We start from the raw sequence: 16,305 nt of genomic DNA on the forward strand, positions 1-16,305 counted from the left end.
AAGCACCTATCGGACCTGCGACCTACGGCACGGCTGCGATTGCTGAGGAGGGTCTCTGGGGCCGTTCAGGATGGGCAGGAAGGCCGTGACACGCCGGGGCTATACACACATTTGTTCCTATAACCCTCGCCTGGTCCCGCGCGGCGAGATCCTCGGCCAAGGCGCAAAAAAGGCCCGCATCCTTGCCGAGACAAGAATGCGGACCTGATTTCTCTGTGTGCCCCCGGCGGGAATCGAACCCACGACTTTTGGTACCGGAAACCAACGCTCTATCCCCTGAGCTACGGAGGCCCGCCAGCTGTGCAATTCAAGGAACCGAGTTCCTCGAGCAACTGACCGATTCAGATTACCAGCACCGCACCGGTTCCACCTAGCCGGTCACCGAGGTGGTGTAGCTCCACAGCTCCGCGGACATCCCCACACGCTTCTTCGGCGACTCCCCGGAACCGGACTCGCCGCCGCTGTGGGACTTCTGGAAGTCCTGCGAGGTGCGCCAGTTCTCAAACGCCTCCTCCGTGGCCCAGCGGGTGATGACCAGCCAGGTCGTGCGCTCGTCGGCAGGCTTGAGCAGCTCAAAGCCCTCGAAGCCTTCGGTGCCCTCCATGGAGTCGCGGCGAGCGGCGAACCGCTTGCCGAGTTCATCGCCGGAGTCGGCAGGGACAGTGATGGCGTTGATCTTGATGATGCTCATAGGGCCATCTTCGCAAAGTCAGCGGCGTCCGCAACAGCAGCCGCGCGAATCCACGGTGAGCTCGGGACGGCAGCCTCGTGCCGCGGAGCCCGCGCCGCTGTCATCGTCCCGCCGCGTAGCCCTGGGCGCCACGGGCGTTGGCCGCGGCGCGCAGCCGCCCGGTCTGCGGGTCCCGCGTGACGCAGGAGAGTCGTCCCAGCGCCCAGTCCCCCGCCGTGGTGACCTGGTGTCCACGGCGACGCAGTCCTTCGATGAGCTCGGCACCGAGCCGGTCCTCCACCACGGCCCCGCCGGGCTCCCATGCGCGCGGCCAGAAGGAGCCGGGCATCGACGTCGTATGCAGGGTGGGGGCGTCGATGGCCTGCTGGGCGGTGTGTCCTCCGATGAGCATGCGCAGCAGCATGGGCAGCTGCCACTGGTCCTGCTGGTCTCCGCCCGGGGTGCCCAGGGCGATCAGCGGAGCGCCGTCCTTGAGCACCAGCGTAGGGGTCAGTGTGGTGCGCGGACGCCTCCCCGGTTCCAGCCGAGAGGAGGAACGTTCATCGAGCCAGGTCATCTGCAGCCGGGTGCCCAGGCAGAAGCCGAGCCCCTCGATCACCGGTGAGGACTGCAGCCACCCCCCGGAGGGGGTTGCGGAGACGATGTTGCCCCAGCGGTCGACCACGTCGAGGTGACAGGTGTCCCCCTTGGTCTCCCCGGCCTTGGAAACGGTCGGCTCGCCCGCACCGGCTCCGGCGACGGCGTCGGCCACGTTGACCAGGGCAGGCAGCACCTGGTCGGCGCCGGGGACCTTCCCCGGGCGGAACTCTGCGGAGGCTCGCTCGCTGATCTGCTCGCGACGCTGCGCGGCGTATTCATCCGAGAGCAGGTGCTCCAGGTTCACCGGGACATCGCCGTAGTAGGTGTCTCGGTCCGCGAGGGCCAGCTTCTGCGCCTCCAGGATCAGGTGGGCGCCAATCTCGGTGCCGGGGTCCAGCTGCTCGTCCGGGTAGCCTTCGAGGATCTTCAGCGCCTGCAGCAGCGCTGGGCCCTGGCCCCAGGCGCCGGACTTCGCGATGGTGTGGCCGCGGAACTCGATTGAGACCGGGGTTTCGTATCCGGCGCTGTGGGCGGCGAAGTCTTCGGCGGTGATCACCCCGGCGTAGTCGCCGCCGTCGGAGTGCCGATGCGGGGTCTTCACGAACTCCGCCGCAGCCTCGGCGACGCGTCCGGTCTTCCACTCACTGCGTGCGGCTTCGATCTGCGCCACCCGGCTCGAAGCACCCTGCCCGGCGGCGATGAGGTCGCGCAGCACCTGCGCATACTCGGGGTTGCGGATGCTCTGCCCGGGCTCGGGGACCTTGCCCTCGGGCATCCACAGCGCGGCGGAGGTCGGCCAGTGCTCCTGGAAGAGCTCGGCGACGGCCCGGATCGCCCGCACCGCCCCGGGCAGGATCGGATGCCCGTCCTCGGCGTAGTCGATGGCGAAGGCGAGCACCTCGGCGAGGTCCCAGCTGCCGTGGTCGCGCAGCAGCACCAGCCAGGCGTCGACGGCGGCCGGGACGGCGGCCGCGAGGGCACCGGCACCCGGGACGTTCACGAGCCCGAGCGCACGATAGTGCTGGATCAGGGCCCCTGCGGGTGCGGGCCCCTGGCCCATCAGCACCTGCGGCGTCGACGGTGCGCCGGCGGTCGCGAAGATCCCGACCATGTCACCGCCGGGACCGTTGAGGTGCGGCTCCACCACATGCAGGACGAAGGCCCCGGCGACGGCCGCGTCGAAGGCGTTGCCACCGCGTTCCAGCACCGCCTGCGAGGAGGCCGTGGCGAGCCAGTGCGTGGAGGCGGTCATTCCGAAGTGACCCTCCAGGGTGGGCCTGGTGGTGAAGGTCTCGGCATGGGTGAACGTCATGGGCACTCCTGAGGCGTCGACGCGACGATCGAGCAGGACACCCACCCGCCGCATTAGTTGCTTTTGCAAACCAGCCTACGGGATGAGCGGGGTCAGAAGAGCGCCGGCTGGGCAGGACCGGCCGCGGCCGGTGCCGATGCTCCCTGCTGGGCCACCGGGGAGTCCGGGTCATTGCGCTCGCGCCACATCAAGTCCACCGGCTTGTCGAAGCCATGACGACGCCGGGCGGCGCGGGCGGAGTCGGCGAGCCAGAGCCGATACTCCTTGGAGGCGTAGGAGCCGCCGCCGTAGATCCGACGATACTTCGCCACCAGCGCCGGGTACTCGCGGGCCAGCCAAGCCATGAACCATTCCCGGGCGCCGGGGCGCAGGTGCAGCGCACCGGTGGTCACGTAGCTCGCACCGGCGTCGGCCAGTGCGGCATGGAGGGTGTCGATGCGATCGTCGCCGTCGGTGAGCCAGGGCAGGATCGGCATGGCCAGCACGGAACATTCAAGTCCGGCGTCGGTGATGGAGCGGATCAGATTCAGCCGTGCCCGGGGATCCGGGGTGCCCGGCTCCACCTTCTGCTGAAGCTCCGGATCCATGACCGCCAGGGACACCGCGACCGAGACCGGCACCTGTTTGGCGGCCTCCTGCAGCAGCGGGAGGTCGCGCTTGAGCAGCGGCCCCTTGGTCAGGATGGAGAAGGGCGTCCCAGAATCCGCGAGCGCCCTGATGATCCCGGGCATCAGCTGGTAGCGACCCTCCGCGCGCTGATAGGGGTCGGTGTTGGTCCCCAGGGCCACGTGCTCGCGCTTCCAGGACGGCCGATTCAGTTCGGCGCGAAGCACCTCGGCGACATTGGTCTTCACGATGATCTGCGTATCAAAGTCCCTGCCCGCGTCCAGGTCCAGGTACTCGTGCGTCTTCCGCGCGAAGCAGTTTTGGCTGACCACACCGTTCGCGATGAAGTCCCCGGTGCTGGTGGTGATGTCGATCAGCGGCTCGCTGCGACCGAGCGCTTCGATGCCGGTGATGCGCAGAGCCTCGGTGGTCCCGACCGCACCTCCCAGCACGCTCGCTTCGAGAGCGGACTCCTCCGCCTCGGAATCCAGCTCAGGAGACATTCCGAGTCCGAATCCCATGAGCCGGTCGTGCTCCGTCAGACATGGGCGCGGTGACCCACCCTCCGGGCGAGCCACGTACTTCCACCCGCGCTCTGCCAGGAAGCGATGGTCGCCGCTGGCCACGATCTGAGTGCCATCGCGAAGCGTGATGCGGAATGCGGGCTTCTCGGTCCCCCATTTCGCTGAGACCTCCGAGCGGACCAACCGGCGATTCCTGCCGTCGAGCTCGGTGCCGACGACGACGTCGCCCACCCTGACCTCACGCAGCAGCTTCTGCCGCCCGTCGGCCATCAGGATCAGCGTCTCGGGGCTCAGGCAATACACGCACTGATGCAGACATCCGCGGGTGGGGTTCACGGTCCAGGAGAAGGGCATGTTCGACTGGCCAGGCACCTTGTTGAGCGCGGTCTTCGCCGCCACCTCGTGGAAGGTCACGCCTTCGAACTCCGGGGTGCGCACCGAGCGCAGGAGTCCCTTGAGCGGGATGAGGGCCGCACCCTCACCCTCCTGCACTGCCTGTCCCTGCCACCTCATACGGTTATTCGAACATACTTTCGAATGCCTGTCGAGATGGACTCGCCCTCGAGGCCCGGCGCGCTGAAACTCCCGGACACCTGACTGGGCCCGGGGCACCAGCCTCAGCTCACCAGCAGCAGGACCCCGCCCAGCCCGGTTCCCACCGCAAGCACCGTGCCGCCGGCGCCGAGCAGCAGCGCCGGTCCTCCCTGGCGCAGCAGGCGACGCAGGTCCACCGAGGCGCCGACGCCGACCATCGCGGTGGTCAGCAGCATCGTGGTCACGTCCGCGGAGAAGTCCAGGGTGGACTCGGGCAGATCGGTGACCGAGCGCAGCACCATCATCACCAGGAAGCCCAGCACGAAGAGCGGGATCAGCGGCGGCCGCGATCCAGCGCCCTCCTCGACGCCCTCCCCGGCTCCCTGCGCAGCTCCGACCGCCCGGCGGCGACGCCCGGCAAGGCTGATGCCGGCGATCACCGGCGCCAGGAGCACCACCCGGGCGAGCTTGACCAGGGTCGCGGTGGCCAGCGCCACCGCCCCGACCACTCCGCCGGCGGCGACCACCTGTCCGACCTCATGGATGCTGGCGCCGATCCAGACGCCCATCTGTTCCTCGCCGAGGCCGAGCAGGGTTCCCAGCGCCGGCAGCGCGAGCAGCGCCAGGGTGCCGTAGAGGGTGACCACCGCAACGGCGGCCGCAGCGGCCGCCTGGACCGGGGCGCCGTCGTCGTCCTTGCCGTCGCCTCGGTCGATCGCCGCGGCGGCTGCCGCCACGGCTGAGGCCCCGCAGATCGCGGTGCCGGCGGCCAGCAGCGTGGTCATCCCCTTCGGTGCGCCCAGCAGCCGCCCGAGGGCCAGCATCCCGAAGAAGGTCACCCCCACGGTGAGCACGACGACCGCGAGGACCGCCCACCCCAGGCCGAGCAGGTCACCCAGCGCCAGCTGGAGGCCGAGCAGCACGATGCCCACCCGGAGCAGCTTCTTCGCCGCCCAGCCGAGACCACGCTCGGCCCAGAACGGCACCCAGCCCAGGCTGCGCAGCGCGATGCCGGCAAGGACTGCGACCAGCAGCCCGGAGATCACCGGAATCTGCTCAGCGATCAGCCGGTGCGCGGCGATCGCGAAGATGAGAGCCAACGCCGCGCCGGGGAGGATCTCCGCGGTCTGGCGCCAGAGCCGGGTCAGCCGCGAGGTCAGGTTGGAGGTCAGGGCGGTTAGTGGAGGCACCGGATAAGCATAGGACCACTGGCCTAGACTGAGCGGGTGCCGAATCAGCTGAACACCGAGACCCCGACCGCCGCTCCGCATGAGTCGATGAAGCCGGGGGCCGCACAGCAGGATGCAAGGCCGCAGGAGTCAGCGCCGCACCCGCAGGCGGGCCGCGAGGCCTTCAGCTTCGAGGTCGAGGCCCGGATCGAGGGGGCGCTGGGCCGCACCGGCACCATCCGCACTCCCCACGGGGACATCAAGACCCCGGCCTTCATCCCGGTGGCCACCAAGGCCACGATCAAGACCGTGCGCCCCGAGGAGATGCTCGAGATCGGCGCCCAGGCCGCCCTGGCCAATGCGTATCACCTGAATCTGCAGCCGGGCACCGATGTGATTGACGCCGCGGGCGGGCTGGGCCGGTTCATGAACTGGCCGCTGCCCACCTTCACCGACTCCGGCGGATTCCAGGTCATGAGTCTGGGCGCGGGGTTCAAGAAGGTCATCACCATGGACGCCTCGGTGGTCCCCGATGACGCGGCCGTCGCCCCGAAGAAGGTGCGCCTTGCCCTGGTGGACGACGACGGCGTGACCTTCAAGTCCCATATCGACGGCACCACCCACCGGTTCACCCCGGAGATCTCGATGAAGCTGCAGCACGAGATAGGCGCGGACATCATCTTCGCCTTCGACGAGCTGACCACACTGTTCAACACCCGCGACTACCAGGAGACCTCCCTGGAGCGCACCCGGCTCTGGGCCGAGCGCTGCCTCTCCGCGCACCGCAGCCTCACCGCCGAGCGCAGCCACCGCCCCTACCAGGCACTCTTCGGGGTGCTCCAGGGTGCCCAGTACGAGGATCTGCGGCGCAAGGCCGCGAAGGATCTGGGCTCTATGGAGATCGAGGGGCAGAGCTTCGACGGCTTCGGAATCGGCGGCGCCCTGGACAAGGAGAACCTCGGGGTGATCGTGAGCTGGATGGCCGAGGAGCTCCCGGAGAACAAGCCGCGCCACCTGCTGGGGATCTCCGAGCCCGAAGACTTCTTCACCGCTATCGAGAACGGGGCAGACACCTTCGACTGCGTCTCCCCCTCTCGGGTGGCGCGGACCGGACGGGTCTATCACCCCGATGGTCGCTACAACATCCCGCAGGCCCGCTTCAAGCGCGACTTCTCCCCCATCGATGAGGAGTGCACCTGCTACACCTGTCAGAACTACACCCGGGCCTACCTGCATCACCTCTTCAAGGCCAAGGAGATGCTCTACAACACGCTGTGCACCATCCATAACGAGCACTACACGATCAAGATGGTCGATGACATCCGGGCCAGCATCGAACAGGGCCGGTTCTACGAGTTCCGCGACGCCACCCTGGGCCGCTATCAGGCTGGGTCCACGAGTCGCTACCAGGCTGGGGTCACCCCGTAGCCGAGGGGTCCTGGGGCAGGACCTAGAGGGTCCGATCCGCTGCTGAGCTGGTAGCTCCCAAGCCCCCTCCCGAAACCTCTGATTGATCGAATAAATCCTGGTCAGAGAGCATTAGCGACTGTTGCCTCGAGTTGCCAAATCGGCGCGACTGGGGTGCACTGAGTCACGACGTGCCGACTGGAAGAACATTGCGTTCCGCGAGTCGGCATCCTAAGACCCGGACCTACGGCAGGACCATTTTGCGCCAACCCTCTCCGGCCAGCAATCACGCTCCGACTCTTGACCATCGCTCCTCACGGGTGGCCCCCGAGCGACGGTACCGACCGGAGATCCACGGTCTGCGTGGTCTAGCGATTCTCGGGGTGGTGCTCTTCCACCTCTTCGGCGCGGGCCGAGTCTCCGGCGGCATCGACATCTTCCTCGCCATCTCCGGATTCCTGTTCACCGCGATGCTTCTGCGCGAGGCGGTGGAGAGCGGCGGTACGATCCGGGTCGGGCGGTATCTGGCCAGGCTTGCCAGAAGGCTGCTTCCCCCTGCTGCCCTGGTCATCCTGGTCACGACCCTGGCCGGGCTGCTCGTCTTCCCGGAGACCCGACATTCTCAGCTGCTCGCCGAGGCCCGCGCGTCACTGCTCTACTTCGAGAACCTCGAACTGATCACCTCCCAGCTGACCTACGGGGCGGCCGGCCCGGAGACCAGTCCGTTCCAGCACTTCTGGTCCCTCTCCGTGCAGGGCCAGTTCTACCTCCTCTGGCCGCTGGTTGCGCTGACTGCGGTGCTGGTGGCCAAGCGGACCCGACGCAGTCCGATCCTGGTGATGGGGGTGATGACCGGGCTGATCGTGGCGGCGTCGTTCGGCTACGCCGTCTACATGGGCGGGGTGAACCAGGACGAGGCGTACCTGATGACTCGCACCCGCTTCTGGGAGCTCGGCTTCGGCGGGCTGCTGGCCCTGCTGGGCTCCGCGCTGACGCTGCCGCGCCGTTGGCGGCTCGCGGCGGGCTGGGCCGGCGTCGTCCTGATCATCGCCACAGGCTTCGTCTTCGACGGCGCGGCTCTGTTCCCCGGCCCCTGGGCGCTGTGGCCGCTGATGGGCCTGGCGCTCGTGCTCGCGGCCGCTGGACCCGGCGGAGGCACACAGGACCCCGCCGCGACGGCGACCCGGATCCTCTCCACGCACCCCTTCACCTGGATCGGCGATCATGCATATGCCCTCTACCTCTGGCACTGGCCGCTGCTGATCTTCTACCTCGAGATCAGGGAATACTCCACGCTCGGTGCGCGTGGCGCGCTGATCATCCTGGCCGCCGCACTGGTGCTGGCCATTCTGACCAACCGATGGGTGGAGCTGCCGGTGAACCGTGCCTCAGCACGCATCGCTCCCCGAGTGCCCTTGGCCATCGCGGCGACGGTGCTGCTGATCGGTGGCTCCGTGAGCAGCTACGGGATCCACCAGATCCAGACCCAGCGCAGTGAAGCCCCATCCCTGGCCGAGGTCGACCGTAGTGACTATCCAGGGGCGCTGGCCACGCTGGAGGGCACCGAAGTCCCCGACGGTGTGGATTTCATCCCAGACCCGCAGACGCTGGCGCAGAGCCGGCCGGATTACTACGACTGGGGATGCCGACAGGAGAGCGGCGACGGTGAGAACCGCGGTGAGGTACTGGTGTGTGAAGACCCTGAAGAGCCCGCCCAACCGGATCTGAGGGTGATGATCACCGGAGGCTCACACGCCGGGCAGTGGCACCATGCTTGGAGGATCCTGGCCGCCGAGAACAACTGGGAGCTGCTGATCGCGGACAAGTCCGCGTGCGTGCTCACCGCGGGCTCCGACCCTGAGGAGAATCAGTGCCATGAATGGAACCTCAACCTGCTCGACGTGATCACTGAACGGAAGCCTGACCTGGTGTTCACGGCGGGCACCCGGGTGCCCGCCGACGGCACCCCGGAGAACATCTACTGGGGGGCCCCGGAGAAGTGGCAGCAGATCATGGACCGCGGCCCCGAGGTGCTGCTCATGCGCGGAACGCCACGGCGCGAAGACTCGGTGGCCGACTGCCTCGCCGCGGGCGGGGACGCCGAGACCTGCGCAATGGACCCCATCAGCTACCAGGACACGAACCCGCTCACCGAGCCGGACCTGCCGGATGGTCTCTACACCCTGGACATGACCGAACACCTCTGCTCCGAGGAGATCTGTCCGGCGGTGATCGGCAACATCGCGGTCTACTACGACCAGAGCCACCTCTCCAACCACTACATCGAATCGATGGCGCCGCTGCTGGATGCCAAGCTTCGCGACGAGATGCCGCACCTGTTCTGAGCCTCTAGGGACCAATCGGACCTCCGGCGTGACCTGGGGAGGACCGTCTGGAGCGACGAATGAACCGGCGGGCGCCCACGTAACAATTGTTCACTGGTTTGCATCTTTTGTCGGACAGCTCTAGGTTTCAGCAGACAACGAATCATCCAGAGCGACTGAGAGACCTAGCTCAACGACGTCGCAGCAACCCCACCCTTCAGGGTGAGCAGGTGCTACCGCTGGGAACGATGAAAGGTGAAATCTTCCATGCCTGAAGCGTGTTCTCGCCAACCAGAGATCAAGTTGAACCCGAGGTACACCGAGGCGCCCCTGCGCACCTCTTCGAAGACTCTGCGGGTCGCTGGCACGTGGTCGGGCCCAGTACGGACCGAACTCACCGTCCGGGACTTCAGCTTCGTCTCTGACCAGCCTGTGGTGCGCGGCGGCAGCGATCAGGGCCCCGCACCGATGGAGTACCTGATCGGCGGTGTCAGCAGCTGCATCGCCGTCGCGGTCGAACAGCTGGCCCATCGGCGGGCCCTGCCCCTCACCGACATCTCCACATACACCCTGGCACGTCAGGACACTCGCGGGTTGGCTGGGCAAGCAGATGTGCAACCCTATTTCTACGTGTACCGGTTGCAGCTGGTCGTAGAGACCAGCGAACAGGACTCCTCTGTCCTGACAGACTTCGCCCAGTGGGCCGAACACATCTGCCCCGCGATCAATCTCTTGCGCGACGCGCACATCGACCTGGAAGTCGCGTGGGCATTCGTGCACAAGAACTCCCCTGGCCTCGCCGAAGCTCTGGCGAATCATGCCTGGGGCTACGAGGTGGACGGGGACCCCAACGTCGGGAGTCTGATCTTCGAGATCATCAATGCTGATGCCACGTCAGATGTGACCGGGGTGAACGCATGACAACGGTCGGACTCTGGACGATCGGCCTGGCACTCGCATACACCGCCTGGCTCATACTCGGAAGCCGCATCGCTGTGGGCCGCTCGGGACACGGAGGATTCTTCGTCAGCGGTCGCAGTTTCAGCCCTTGGACCGTCGCGTTCTGCATCACGGGACTGTTCTCGGGATCCTCCTACATCGCGATCGTCGAGCTGAGCTACCGAACAGGTGTGTCGGCCGTCTGGTACGGCGTGGCCGAAACGGTGCAGATCTTGCTGATCGCGCTCCTGCTGGTCAAGCCCCTGCGAGAGAAGCTCGTGGTGACGGTCACCGGCATCATCGGGGACCGATTCGGCCGCGGAGCCCAGGCCATCAGTTCTGTGATCACCGGTCTGACGTTTCCGATGTATTCAGTGGCCACCAGCATCGCCTTCGCGTCCGCCCTCTTCGCGGTCACGGAGATCCCACTGTGGCAGTGCATCGCTCTGACAGCGATCATCCTGCTCGCCTTCCTGACCTTCGGCGGCATGCGCTCCGTCGCATTCTCCCAGACCATGAATGTCCTGATGATCTTCGTGATGTTCATCGTGGGCATCTGGGCGTTCCTGGTCTCACCCGGGCCCAGCGGTCTCGAGACCTTGGCTGAGGAGCAGCCACAGATGTTCGATGTCTCGAACGCCGGCATATCGCTGATCGTTGCCTGGTTCGGCACCTTCATCGTCAATGTTCCCCTGGCTCAGGCCGCCTTTCAGATGTCGATGTCGGCGCGGAGCCCGGAAGACGGCCAGAAGGGACTCTTCCTCGCGGCGATCATCGGCATGCCCCTGATCCTTCTCGGAATCGTCGTCGGCGTCGCCGCCTCGATTGTGGTCCCGGATGCATCGCTGCCCCTGGTGGGCATCGCCGAGTACATCGCCGGCTCCCTTCCTGCTTGGGCTGCGGCCGTATTCTTCGTGGGACTCTGGGCTTGCGCCCTGGGCTGGGCGGGACCCTGCCAGTTCTCTGGAGCTACCTCGCTGGGCCGGGACCTCGGGAGCGCGCTTCGTCCCCGAGCGACCCAGGTGGAGCTGGTGCGCTACACGCGGATCGCGCTGGTGGGGCTCACTGTCCTGATGGTGATCTTCAGTCTCCTGCGCGCCGAGGAGTCAGCCTGGTGGAATGTGATGGCATGGACTCTGCGCAACGGCGCTACCTTCGCTCCGGTTCTCGCGGCGTTCTTCTGGCCGCTCGCCACCCGCTCCGCGGCGCTGACCGCACTACTCGCTGGATTCAGCGCGGGACTCGGCTGGTACGCGCTCTCGGGGTTCAGTGCCACGGACTTCTTCCTCGGAACCCATCCGGTCTGGGTCGCCATGATCGCCAATCTCGCAGGCATCGTTCTAGTCACGCTGATCCAGGGCAGTTGGCGACTGACCCTTCATGGGGCGCGGCGCAGAAACGGCGGACTCGTTCTTCTGGTCACCGGTCTCGCCGCGGTCCTGAGCATGAACATCTCAGCATGGCTCAACATCTACGGTTTGATGGGACTGGCACTCTTCCTCATCACTCTTGGTGTCTTCGCCGCTGCGGTCCTCCTCGCCGAGTCTCCGACGGCGACCCACACGAAGACCCAGCTGTGGGGCTCCCGGACCGAACCAGTGACCGCGCAGAACACCTCGCCACTGTAGGTCTCGCGACACCAATGCCTGCTGCCGTTCGACCCGTCAGGGGAAGTCACACCTAGAGCTGGCCCAGCAGCTCCCGCCAGATCACCTTCCAGTGTTGGACCTCCTCGGGCGAGCGCAGCTTGGTGTGTCCGACGCCGAGCGAGGACTTCCCTGCGGACTTCCCCGAGATGGTCACCGCGACCCGGGAGCCGTCGACCAGCCCGGCGCGCCAGTAGCGCCAGCGGTCGGTGGAGGAGGTGCCGGGCTCTCCCTGGAGCGCGACACCGCCGAAAGAGTCACGCCCGCCGACGAGAGCGACCCATGCCCCCAGCGCGGCGTCCATGTCACCCGGATAGGTCTTGGAGACCGAGGCCTGAAACTCACCGGTACGAGACTCCCCCGGGCGGCGCAGGTCACGGTGTTGTTCGTAGGCGACCGCCACGCTCTGGGCCCACCAGCCACGGTTCTCCACGTCCATCGGCATATGGTCATAGACGATTCCGACGATCTCGCGGTGCGGGAGGGCAGCAGCTCCGGCGTCGTCGAGGGCGGTGACCCACTGCGCCCAGGCCCGTCGGGTGGTCCGTTCGATCGCTGCGGTGCTGTGACTCCTGACCATGGGCTCGAGCCTACGCCGCTGGTGCTCGCTTGCCAGCCCTGGCCGTCGGCGGACCTGCCCCGGCGCGTGACTTGACACGCCCGTGGAGCTCAGCCGGTGCGTGCCCTCAGGCGGCGTCGACGGAGTTGACCGGCATGTGCGGGAAGTACTCCCAGAGTTCGCGGAGTCTGCGGAACTGCAGGTCATCGTCGAGCCCTTCGAGGACGGAGACGACGGCAGGCCGAGCACCTGAGGCGGTGGCTGCCGCCACCAGATCCTTCGGGACGGTCGGTTGGGCGGTGAGCGTGAATGCGGTCTTGACAGCTTCGACGACTTCAACTCGGGTGACAGCGTGCATGGTGTTCCTTCCAAGAGGGTTCTGCATGGGGTGCCCGCAGCCCTCGGCGATCGGTCACATCCGTGCGGAGACCGATGCGTTGATGCTGCCCGGAGGATCCGGGAGCAGGTTCGGATGGTCGCGCTGGACGGTGCGCAACCTCCACGGGTCTCTGAACAACGCCACGGGGGTGCCGTCGTTGCGGTGGAGGACTTCGCAGTCCTGGCGTTCGCGCAGGATCGCTGCGGCATCCTCGTCGATGTCACGAGCGACCGAGTAGTCCAGCGCGTCGAAGGAGACCGAGGCACCGAAGTCAGATTCCATGCGGGCGGAGACGACCTCGAACTGCATCGGGCCCACGGCGCCCAGGACAGGACGCTGCTGGCCGCGGCGCTCGGAGTAGAACACCTGGATGACGCCTTCGCGGTCCAGCTGCTCGATGCCCTTGCGGAACTGCTTGTGCTTGCTGGCGTCCCCGGTCTTGCCGACCCGGAAGTGCTCCGGGGCGAAGGGCTTGAACGGCGGGAACATCACCGACTGGCCCGCGTAGAGGGTGTCGCCCGGGCGCAGCGTGGACGCGTTGACCAGGCCGACGACGTCGCCGGGCCAGGCGGTGTCCACCGTGGTGCGGTCGCGGCCGAAGACCTGCTGGGAGTACTTGGTGGGGAAGGGCTTCGCGGACTGCGCGTGGGTGGCGACCATGCCGCGTTCGAAGACTCCGGAGCAGATGCGCATGAATGCGATCCGGTCGCGGTGGGCCTTGTCCATACCGGTCTGGACCTTGAAGACGTAGCCGCTGAAGTCGGAGGTGAGCGAATAGGGGGTGCCGTCGGCGTCCGGGCGGGCCTGCGGGGGCGGACCCTGCTCCATGATGAAGTGCAGCAGCTCTTCGACGCCGATGTTCTGCACCGCCGAGGCGAAGAACAGCGGGGTCGCCTCCTGGGCCAGGAATGCGTCGCGGTCGTAGAACTCGTCGTCGACCTCCAGCAGCGAGGACTCCTCCACCGCGGTCTGGAACTCGACCGGGTACTCGGCCTGAGCGACCTCGGCGGAGAGTCTTTCAGCGAGGACCTTCTTCGCGCCGCCGGGGGCGCGGGTGTAACGGTTCATGGTCATCTCGTCGGGGTGCAGCAGTCCGAGCATGTGCCCGGAGTCTCCGACGGGCCAGTTGCGCGGCATCGAGCGCATCCCGGTGCGGGTGAGGATCTCATCGACCAGCTCCAAGGCGTCCTGGCCCGGGCGGTCCCATTTGTTGATCACGGTGATGACCGGCAGCCCGCGGGCCTTGCAGACCTCGAAGAGCTTCATGGTCTGGGCTTCCATGCCCTTGGCCGCGTCGATGAGCATGATCACCGCGTCCACGGCCGCCAGCACGCGGAAGGTGTCTTCGGAGAAGTCAGCGTGCCCGGGGGTGTCCACCAGGTTCACGATCGCATCACCCACGGTGAACTGGAGCACGGCTGAGCTCACCGAGATCCCGCGGGCCTTCTCCATCTCCATCCAGTCCGAGACGGTGCCGCGGCGTCCGGCCTTGCCGTGGACCGCGCCAGCCTCGGTGATCGCGTTCGAGTGAAGCAGCAGCGCCTCACTCAACGTGGACTTGCCCGCATCGGGATGCGAGATCACCGCGATGGTGCGGCGAGACAAGGCCTCGTCCAGAATCTGCTTCGTGTCTGCTTCCATCACGCCTCTGACTCTACGCTTCCGCGGGGAGAGAGTTTAATCCATCCCGGGCCGTGAGGCCACCGTCACAGCGCTGATCCGGTGCAGACCCTCTTGAACGACCCGGCGAACGGGCCCCCCAGCTATCTGTCTCACGTTTATGCCGTCCGAGACCTCCCTCCTCGGGACGAGGACGGCCGGGCTCTCACGTGCGGCGGATCGACTCGTCCGCGAGATCGAGCACCTGGTCCAGCACATCGATCCCGAAGATCAGCTCCCCTTCCGTGGTGTTCAGCGGCGGGCAGATGTGCAGCCGGTTCATGTTCATGAAGGGCAGCACTCCGCGGCGTCTGGCCTCGGCGACCAGCTGATTCATCACCGCGGGGGTCTGACCATAGGGAGCCAGCGGTTCGCGGGTCTCCTTGTCCTTGACCAGTTCGATGGCCCAGAACATCCCGACCCCGCGCACATCTCCGACGCTGGGGTGCCTGTCCTTCAGCGCGGCCAGCCGGGGTCCGATCACGTCTTCTCCCAGCTTCAGCGCGTTCTCCACCATGCCCTCCTCGCGCATCGCGCTGATCGCGGCCACCGCGGCGGCGGCGGCGAGCGGGTGCCCGGAGTAGGTCAGTCCTCCCGGATAAGGCCGCTCGGCGAAGCTCGCGTAGATCGCATCGTCCATGGCGACGCCGCCCATCGGCACGTAGCCGGAGTTGACCCCCTTGGCGAAGGTCACGATGTCGGGCTCGATCCCGTAGTGCTGGTGGGCGAACCACTTGCCCGCACGGCCGAAGCCTGACATGACCTCATCGATGATCAAGACGATTCCGTGCTCGTCACACAGCTCCCGCACTCCCTGCAGGTAGCCCGCCGGAGGCAGGTAGATCCCGGCGGTCCCCGGGATCGCTTCCAGAATGATCGCCGCGACCTGTCCCGGCCCTTCCAGCAGCACCAGGTCGCGCAGGTGATTCAACGCGCGTTCGGCCTCCTGCGCCTCATCGGCGGCGTTGAAGTAGGAGCGGTAGGTGTAGGCGGGCAGGAAATGCTCGACGCCGGCGTCGTCGTCGGAGGCTATCCTTCGCGGGTCACCGGTCAGGTTCACGGCCAGGTGGGTGCCGCCGTGGTACGAGCGGTAGGCAGAGAACACCTTGCGCCGACCGGTGTGCAGCCGCGCCATCCGCACCGCATGCTCATTGGCGTCGGCCCCGCCGTTGGTGAAGAAGACGTGGTTGATGTCTTGAGGGAGAAGCTCGGTGATCAGCCGGGCTGCTTCGGATCGGGCCTCGTTGGCGTGCTGGGGGGCCACCGTGCACAGCTTCTCCGCCTGGGCCTTGATCGCCTCGATGATCTTGGGGTGCTTGTGTCCGGCGTTGGTGAAGACCAGCTGGGACGTCAGGTCCAGGAGCTTGTTGCCCTCACCGTCCCAGATCCAGGAGCCTTCGGCGTCGAGCACGGTCATCGGGGTCAGCGGCTCCTGCGCGCTCCAGGAGTGGAAGACGTGACTGCGGTCCAGCTCGTAGGCCCGGCGGCCCGCGTCGATCTCGGCGGCGCTCGGCCCGGCATCGAACCCGGTGGTCCCGGTGCTCTCAGTCTTCTCGGTGGTATGGGCTGTCATCATGCTCTCCTGCTCTGAAGTCCTGGTCGGTCATTCTGCGGGACGCCCAGCTGCCGACCGCTCTCGGCTGGATCACCCCCGGGGGTGGTGACCACCTTGCCATGGGTGTAGAGCAGTGCCTCCGGTGCCGTCGGCGTGGCTCCCGACGAACAGCGAATTTTCCCAGCCATCAAGAAAGGATAAGAGGCCATCGGGGCGGAGATCCGGGCATTGACCCCGCTCACGTCCCTCGTCACCTCCATCTGGGAGCGAACAGCTCTCGCCCTGTCCGTGGCCCGCTCGGTCTCGTTTCATACCGCGCCGCCTCGGCAGGGACATCGACGAGCGCTCCAGGCAGCATGGGCAGCAACGTGGCAGGCGGAACGTCGTCGTCTCGTCGACCATGTGATGCCGCATGACTCAGA

12 protein-coding genes, 1 tRNA gene and 1 riboswitch are annotated in these 16,305 nt (G+C 66.9%); of the genes, 4 read left to right on the forward strand and 9 right to left on the reverse strand.

Annotated features, from left to right (window positions below; genetic code table 11):
- Positions 1-218: 218 nt before the first annotated feature.
- From LSI54_RS12005 to LSI54_RS12025, 5 genes are all read right to left on the reverse strand, one after another.
- Positions 219-291 (reverse strand) — tRNA-Arg (locus LSI54_RS12005).
- A 79-nt stretch (positions 292-370) separates the two neighbouring features.
- Positions 371-691: an antibiotic biosynthesis monooxygenase family protein gene (locus tag LSI54_RS12010; protein WP_241478466.1), complete on the reverse strand. Its 321-nt coding sequence runs from the start codon at positions 689-691 to the stop codon at positions 371-373.
- Positions 692-791: 100 nt separating this feature from the next.
- Positions 792-2,582, reverse strand: a complete 1,791-nt coding sequence (locus LSI54_RS12015) for a gamma-glutamyltransferase family protein (protein ID WP_241478467.1) — start codon at positions 2,580-2,582, stop codon at positions 792-794.
- A gap of 92 nt (positions 2,583-2,674) precedes the next feature.
- Complete coding sequence (locus LSI54_RS12020; RefSeq protein WP_241478468.1) at positions 2,675-4,225, reverse strand: Rv2578c family radical SAM protein; 1,551 nt, start codon at positions 4,223-4,225, stop codon at positions 2,675-2,677.
- Between the two features lie 104 nt (positions 4,226-4,329).
- Positions 4,330-5,436 (reverse strand): YeiH family protein, encoded by a 1,107-nt coding sequence (locus LSI54_RS12025; RefSeq protein ID WP_241478469.1) that lies wholly within the window; start codon positions 5,434-5,436, stop codon positions 4,330-4,332.
- Positions 5,437-5,523: 87 nt separating this feature from the next.
- On the opposite strand from LSI54_RS12025, the gene tgt reads away from it, so the two are divergent.
- The 4 genes from tgt (at position 5,524) to LSI54_RS12045 (ending at position 11,713) form a co-directional block, all read left to right on the forward strand.
- Positions 5,524-6,843 carry a tRNA guanosine(34) transglycosylase Tgt gene (gene tgt, locus LSI54_RS12030; RefSeq protein WP_241478494.1) on the forward strand — a complete coding sequence of 440 codons (1,320 nt, stop codon included), beginning with the start codon at positions 5,524-5,526 and terminating at the stop codon, positions 6,841-6,843.
- A 299-nt stretch (positions 6,844-7,142) separates the two neighbouring features.
- Positions 7,143-9,167, forward strand: coding sequence for an acyltransferase family protein (locus LSI54_RS12035; protein ID WP_241478470.1), 2,025 nt, complete (start codon positions 7,143-7,145; stop codon positions 9,165-9,167).
- A 139-nt stretch (positions 9,168-9,306) separates the two neighbouring features.
- A riboswitch (SAM riboswitch) is annotated at positions 9,307-9,401 on the forward strand.
- Positions 9,402-9,413: 12 nt separating this feature from the next.
- Positions 9,414-10,067 carry an OsmC family protein gene (locus LSI54_RS12040; RefSeq protein ID WP_274617637.1) on the forward strand — a complete coding sequence of 218 codons (654 nt, stop codon included), beginning with the start codon at positions 9,414-9,416 and terminating at the stop codon, positions 10,065-10,067.
- Complete coding sequence (locus LSI54_RS12045; RefSeq protein ID WP_241478472.1) at positions 10,064-11,713, forward strand: sodium:solute symporter family protein; 1,650 nt, start codon at positions 10,064-10,066, stop codon at positions 11,711-11,713. The genes LSI54_RS12040 and LSI54_RS12045 overlap by 4 nt, the downstream gene beginning before the upstream one ends.
- Positions 11,714-11,765: 52 nt before the next feature.
- On the opposite strand, the gene LSI54_RS12050 is transcribed toward LSI54_RS12045, so the two are convergent.
- The 4 genes from LSI54_RS12050 to LSI54_RS12065 all read right to left on the reverse strand — a co-directional run bounded on the left by LSI54_RS12050 (position 11,766) and on the right by LSI54_RS12065 (position 15,901).
- Positions 11,766-12,311 (reverse strand): hypothetical protein, encoded by a 546-nt coding sequence (locus LSI54_RS12050; RefSeq protein ID WP_241478473.1) that lies wholly within the window; start codon positions 12,309-12,311, stop codon positions 11,766-11,768.
- A gap of 106 nt (positions 12,312-12,417) precedes the next feature.
- Complete coding sequence (locus tag LSI54_RS12055; protein WP_241465036.1) at positions 12,418-12,648, reverse strand: hypothetical protein; 231 nt, start codon at positions 12,646-12,648, stop codon at positions 12,418-12,420.
- A gap of 54 nt (positions 12,649-12,702) precedes the next feature.
- Positions 12,703-14,310: a peptide chain release factor 3 gene (locus LSI54_RS12060; protein WP_241478474.1), complete on the reverse strand. Its 1,608-nt coding sequence runs from the start codon at positions 14,308-14,310 to the stop codon at positions 12,703-12,705.
- 184 nt (positions 14,311-14,494) lie between these two features.
- A complete protein-coding gene (locus LSI54_RS12065) occupies positions 14,495-15,901 on the reverse strand; it encodes an aminotransferase class III-fold pyridoxal phosphate-dependent enzyme (RefSeq protein ID WP_446740432.1) in 1,407 nt (468 codons plus the stop codon).
- Positions 15,902-16,305 lie beyond the last annotated feature (404 nt).

It is taken from the genome of Nesterenkonia sp. AY15, assembly GCF_022565855.1.
Classification (GTDB): domain Bacteria; phylum Actinomycetota; class Actinomycetes; order Actinomycetales; family Micrococcaceae; genus Nesterenkonia.

Bases quoted from the DNA above. Each gene is read 5' to 3' on its own strand.
- LSI54_RS12010 (WP_241478466.1), bottom strand. From the start codon at position 691: ATGAGCATCATCAAGATCAACGCCATCACTGTCCCTGCCGACTCCGGC.
- LSI54_RS12015 (WP_241478467.1), bottom strand. From the start codon at position 2,582: ATGACGTTCACCCATGCCGAGACCTTCACCACCAGGCCCACCCTGGAG.
- LSI54_RS12020 (WP_241478468.1), bottom strand. From the start codon at position 4,225: ATGAGGTGGCAGGGACAGGCAGTGCAGGAGGGTGAGGGTGCGGCCCTC.
- tgt (WP_241478494.1), top strand. From the start codon at position 5,524: ATGAAGCCGGGGGCCGCACAGCAGGATGCAAGGCCGCAGGAGTCAGCG.
- LSI54_RS12040 (WP_274617637.1), top strand. From the start codon at position 9,414: ATGCCTGAAGCGTGTTCTCGCCAACCAGAGATCAAGTTGAACCCGAGG.
- LSI54_RS12045 (WP_241478472.1), top strand. From the start codon at position 10,064: ATGACAACGGTCGGACTCTGGACGATCGGCCTGGCACTCGCATACACC.
- LSI54_RS12050 (WP_241478473.1), bottom strand. From the start codon at position 12,311: ATGGTCAGGAGTCACAGCACCGCAGCGATCGAACGGACCACCCGACGG.
- LSI54_RS12055 (WP_241465036.1), bottom strand. From the start codon at position 12,648: ATGCACGCTGTCACCCGAGTTGAAGTCGTCGAAGCTGTCAAGACCGCA.
- LSI54_RS12060 (WP_241478474.1), bottom strand. From the start codon at position 14,310: ATGGAAGCAGACACGAAGCAGATTCTGGACGAGGCCTTGTCTCGCCGC.
- LSI54_RS12065 (WP_446740432.1), bottom strand. From the start codon at position 15,901: ATGACAGCCCATACCACCGAGAAGACTGAGAGCACCGGGACCACCGGG.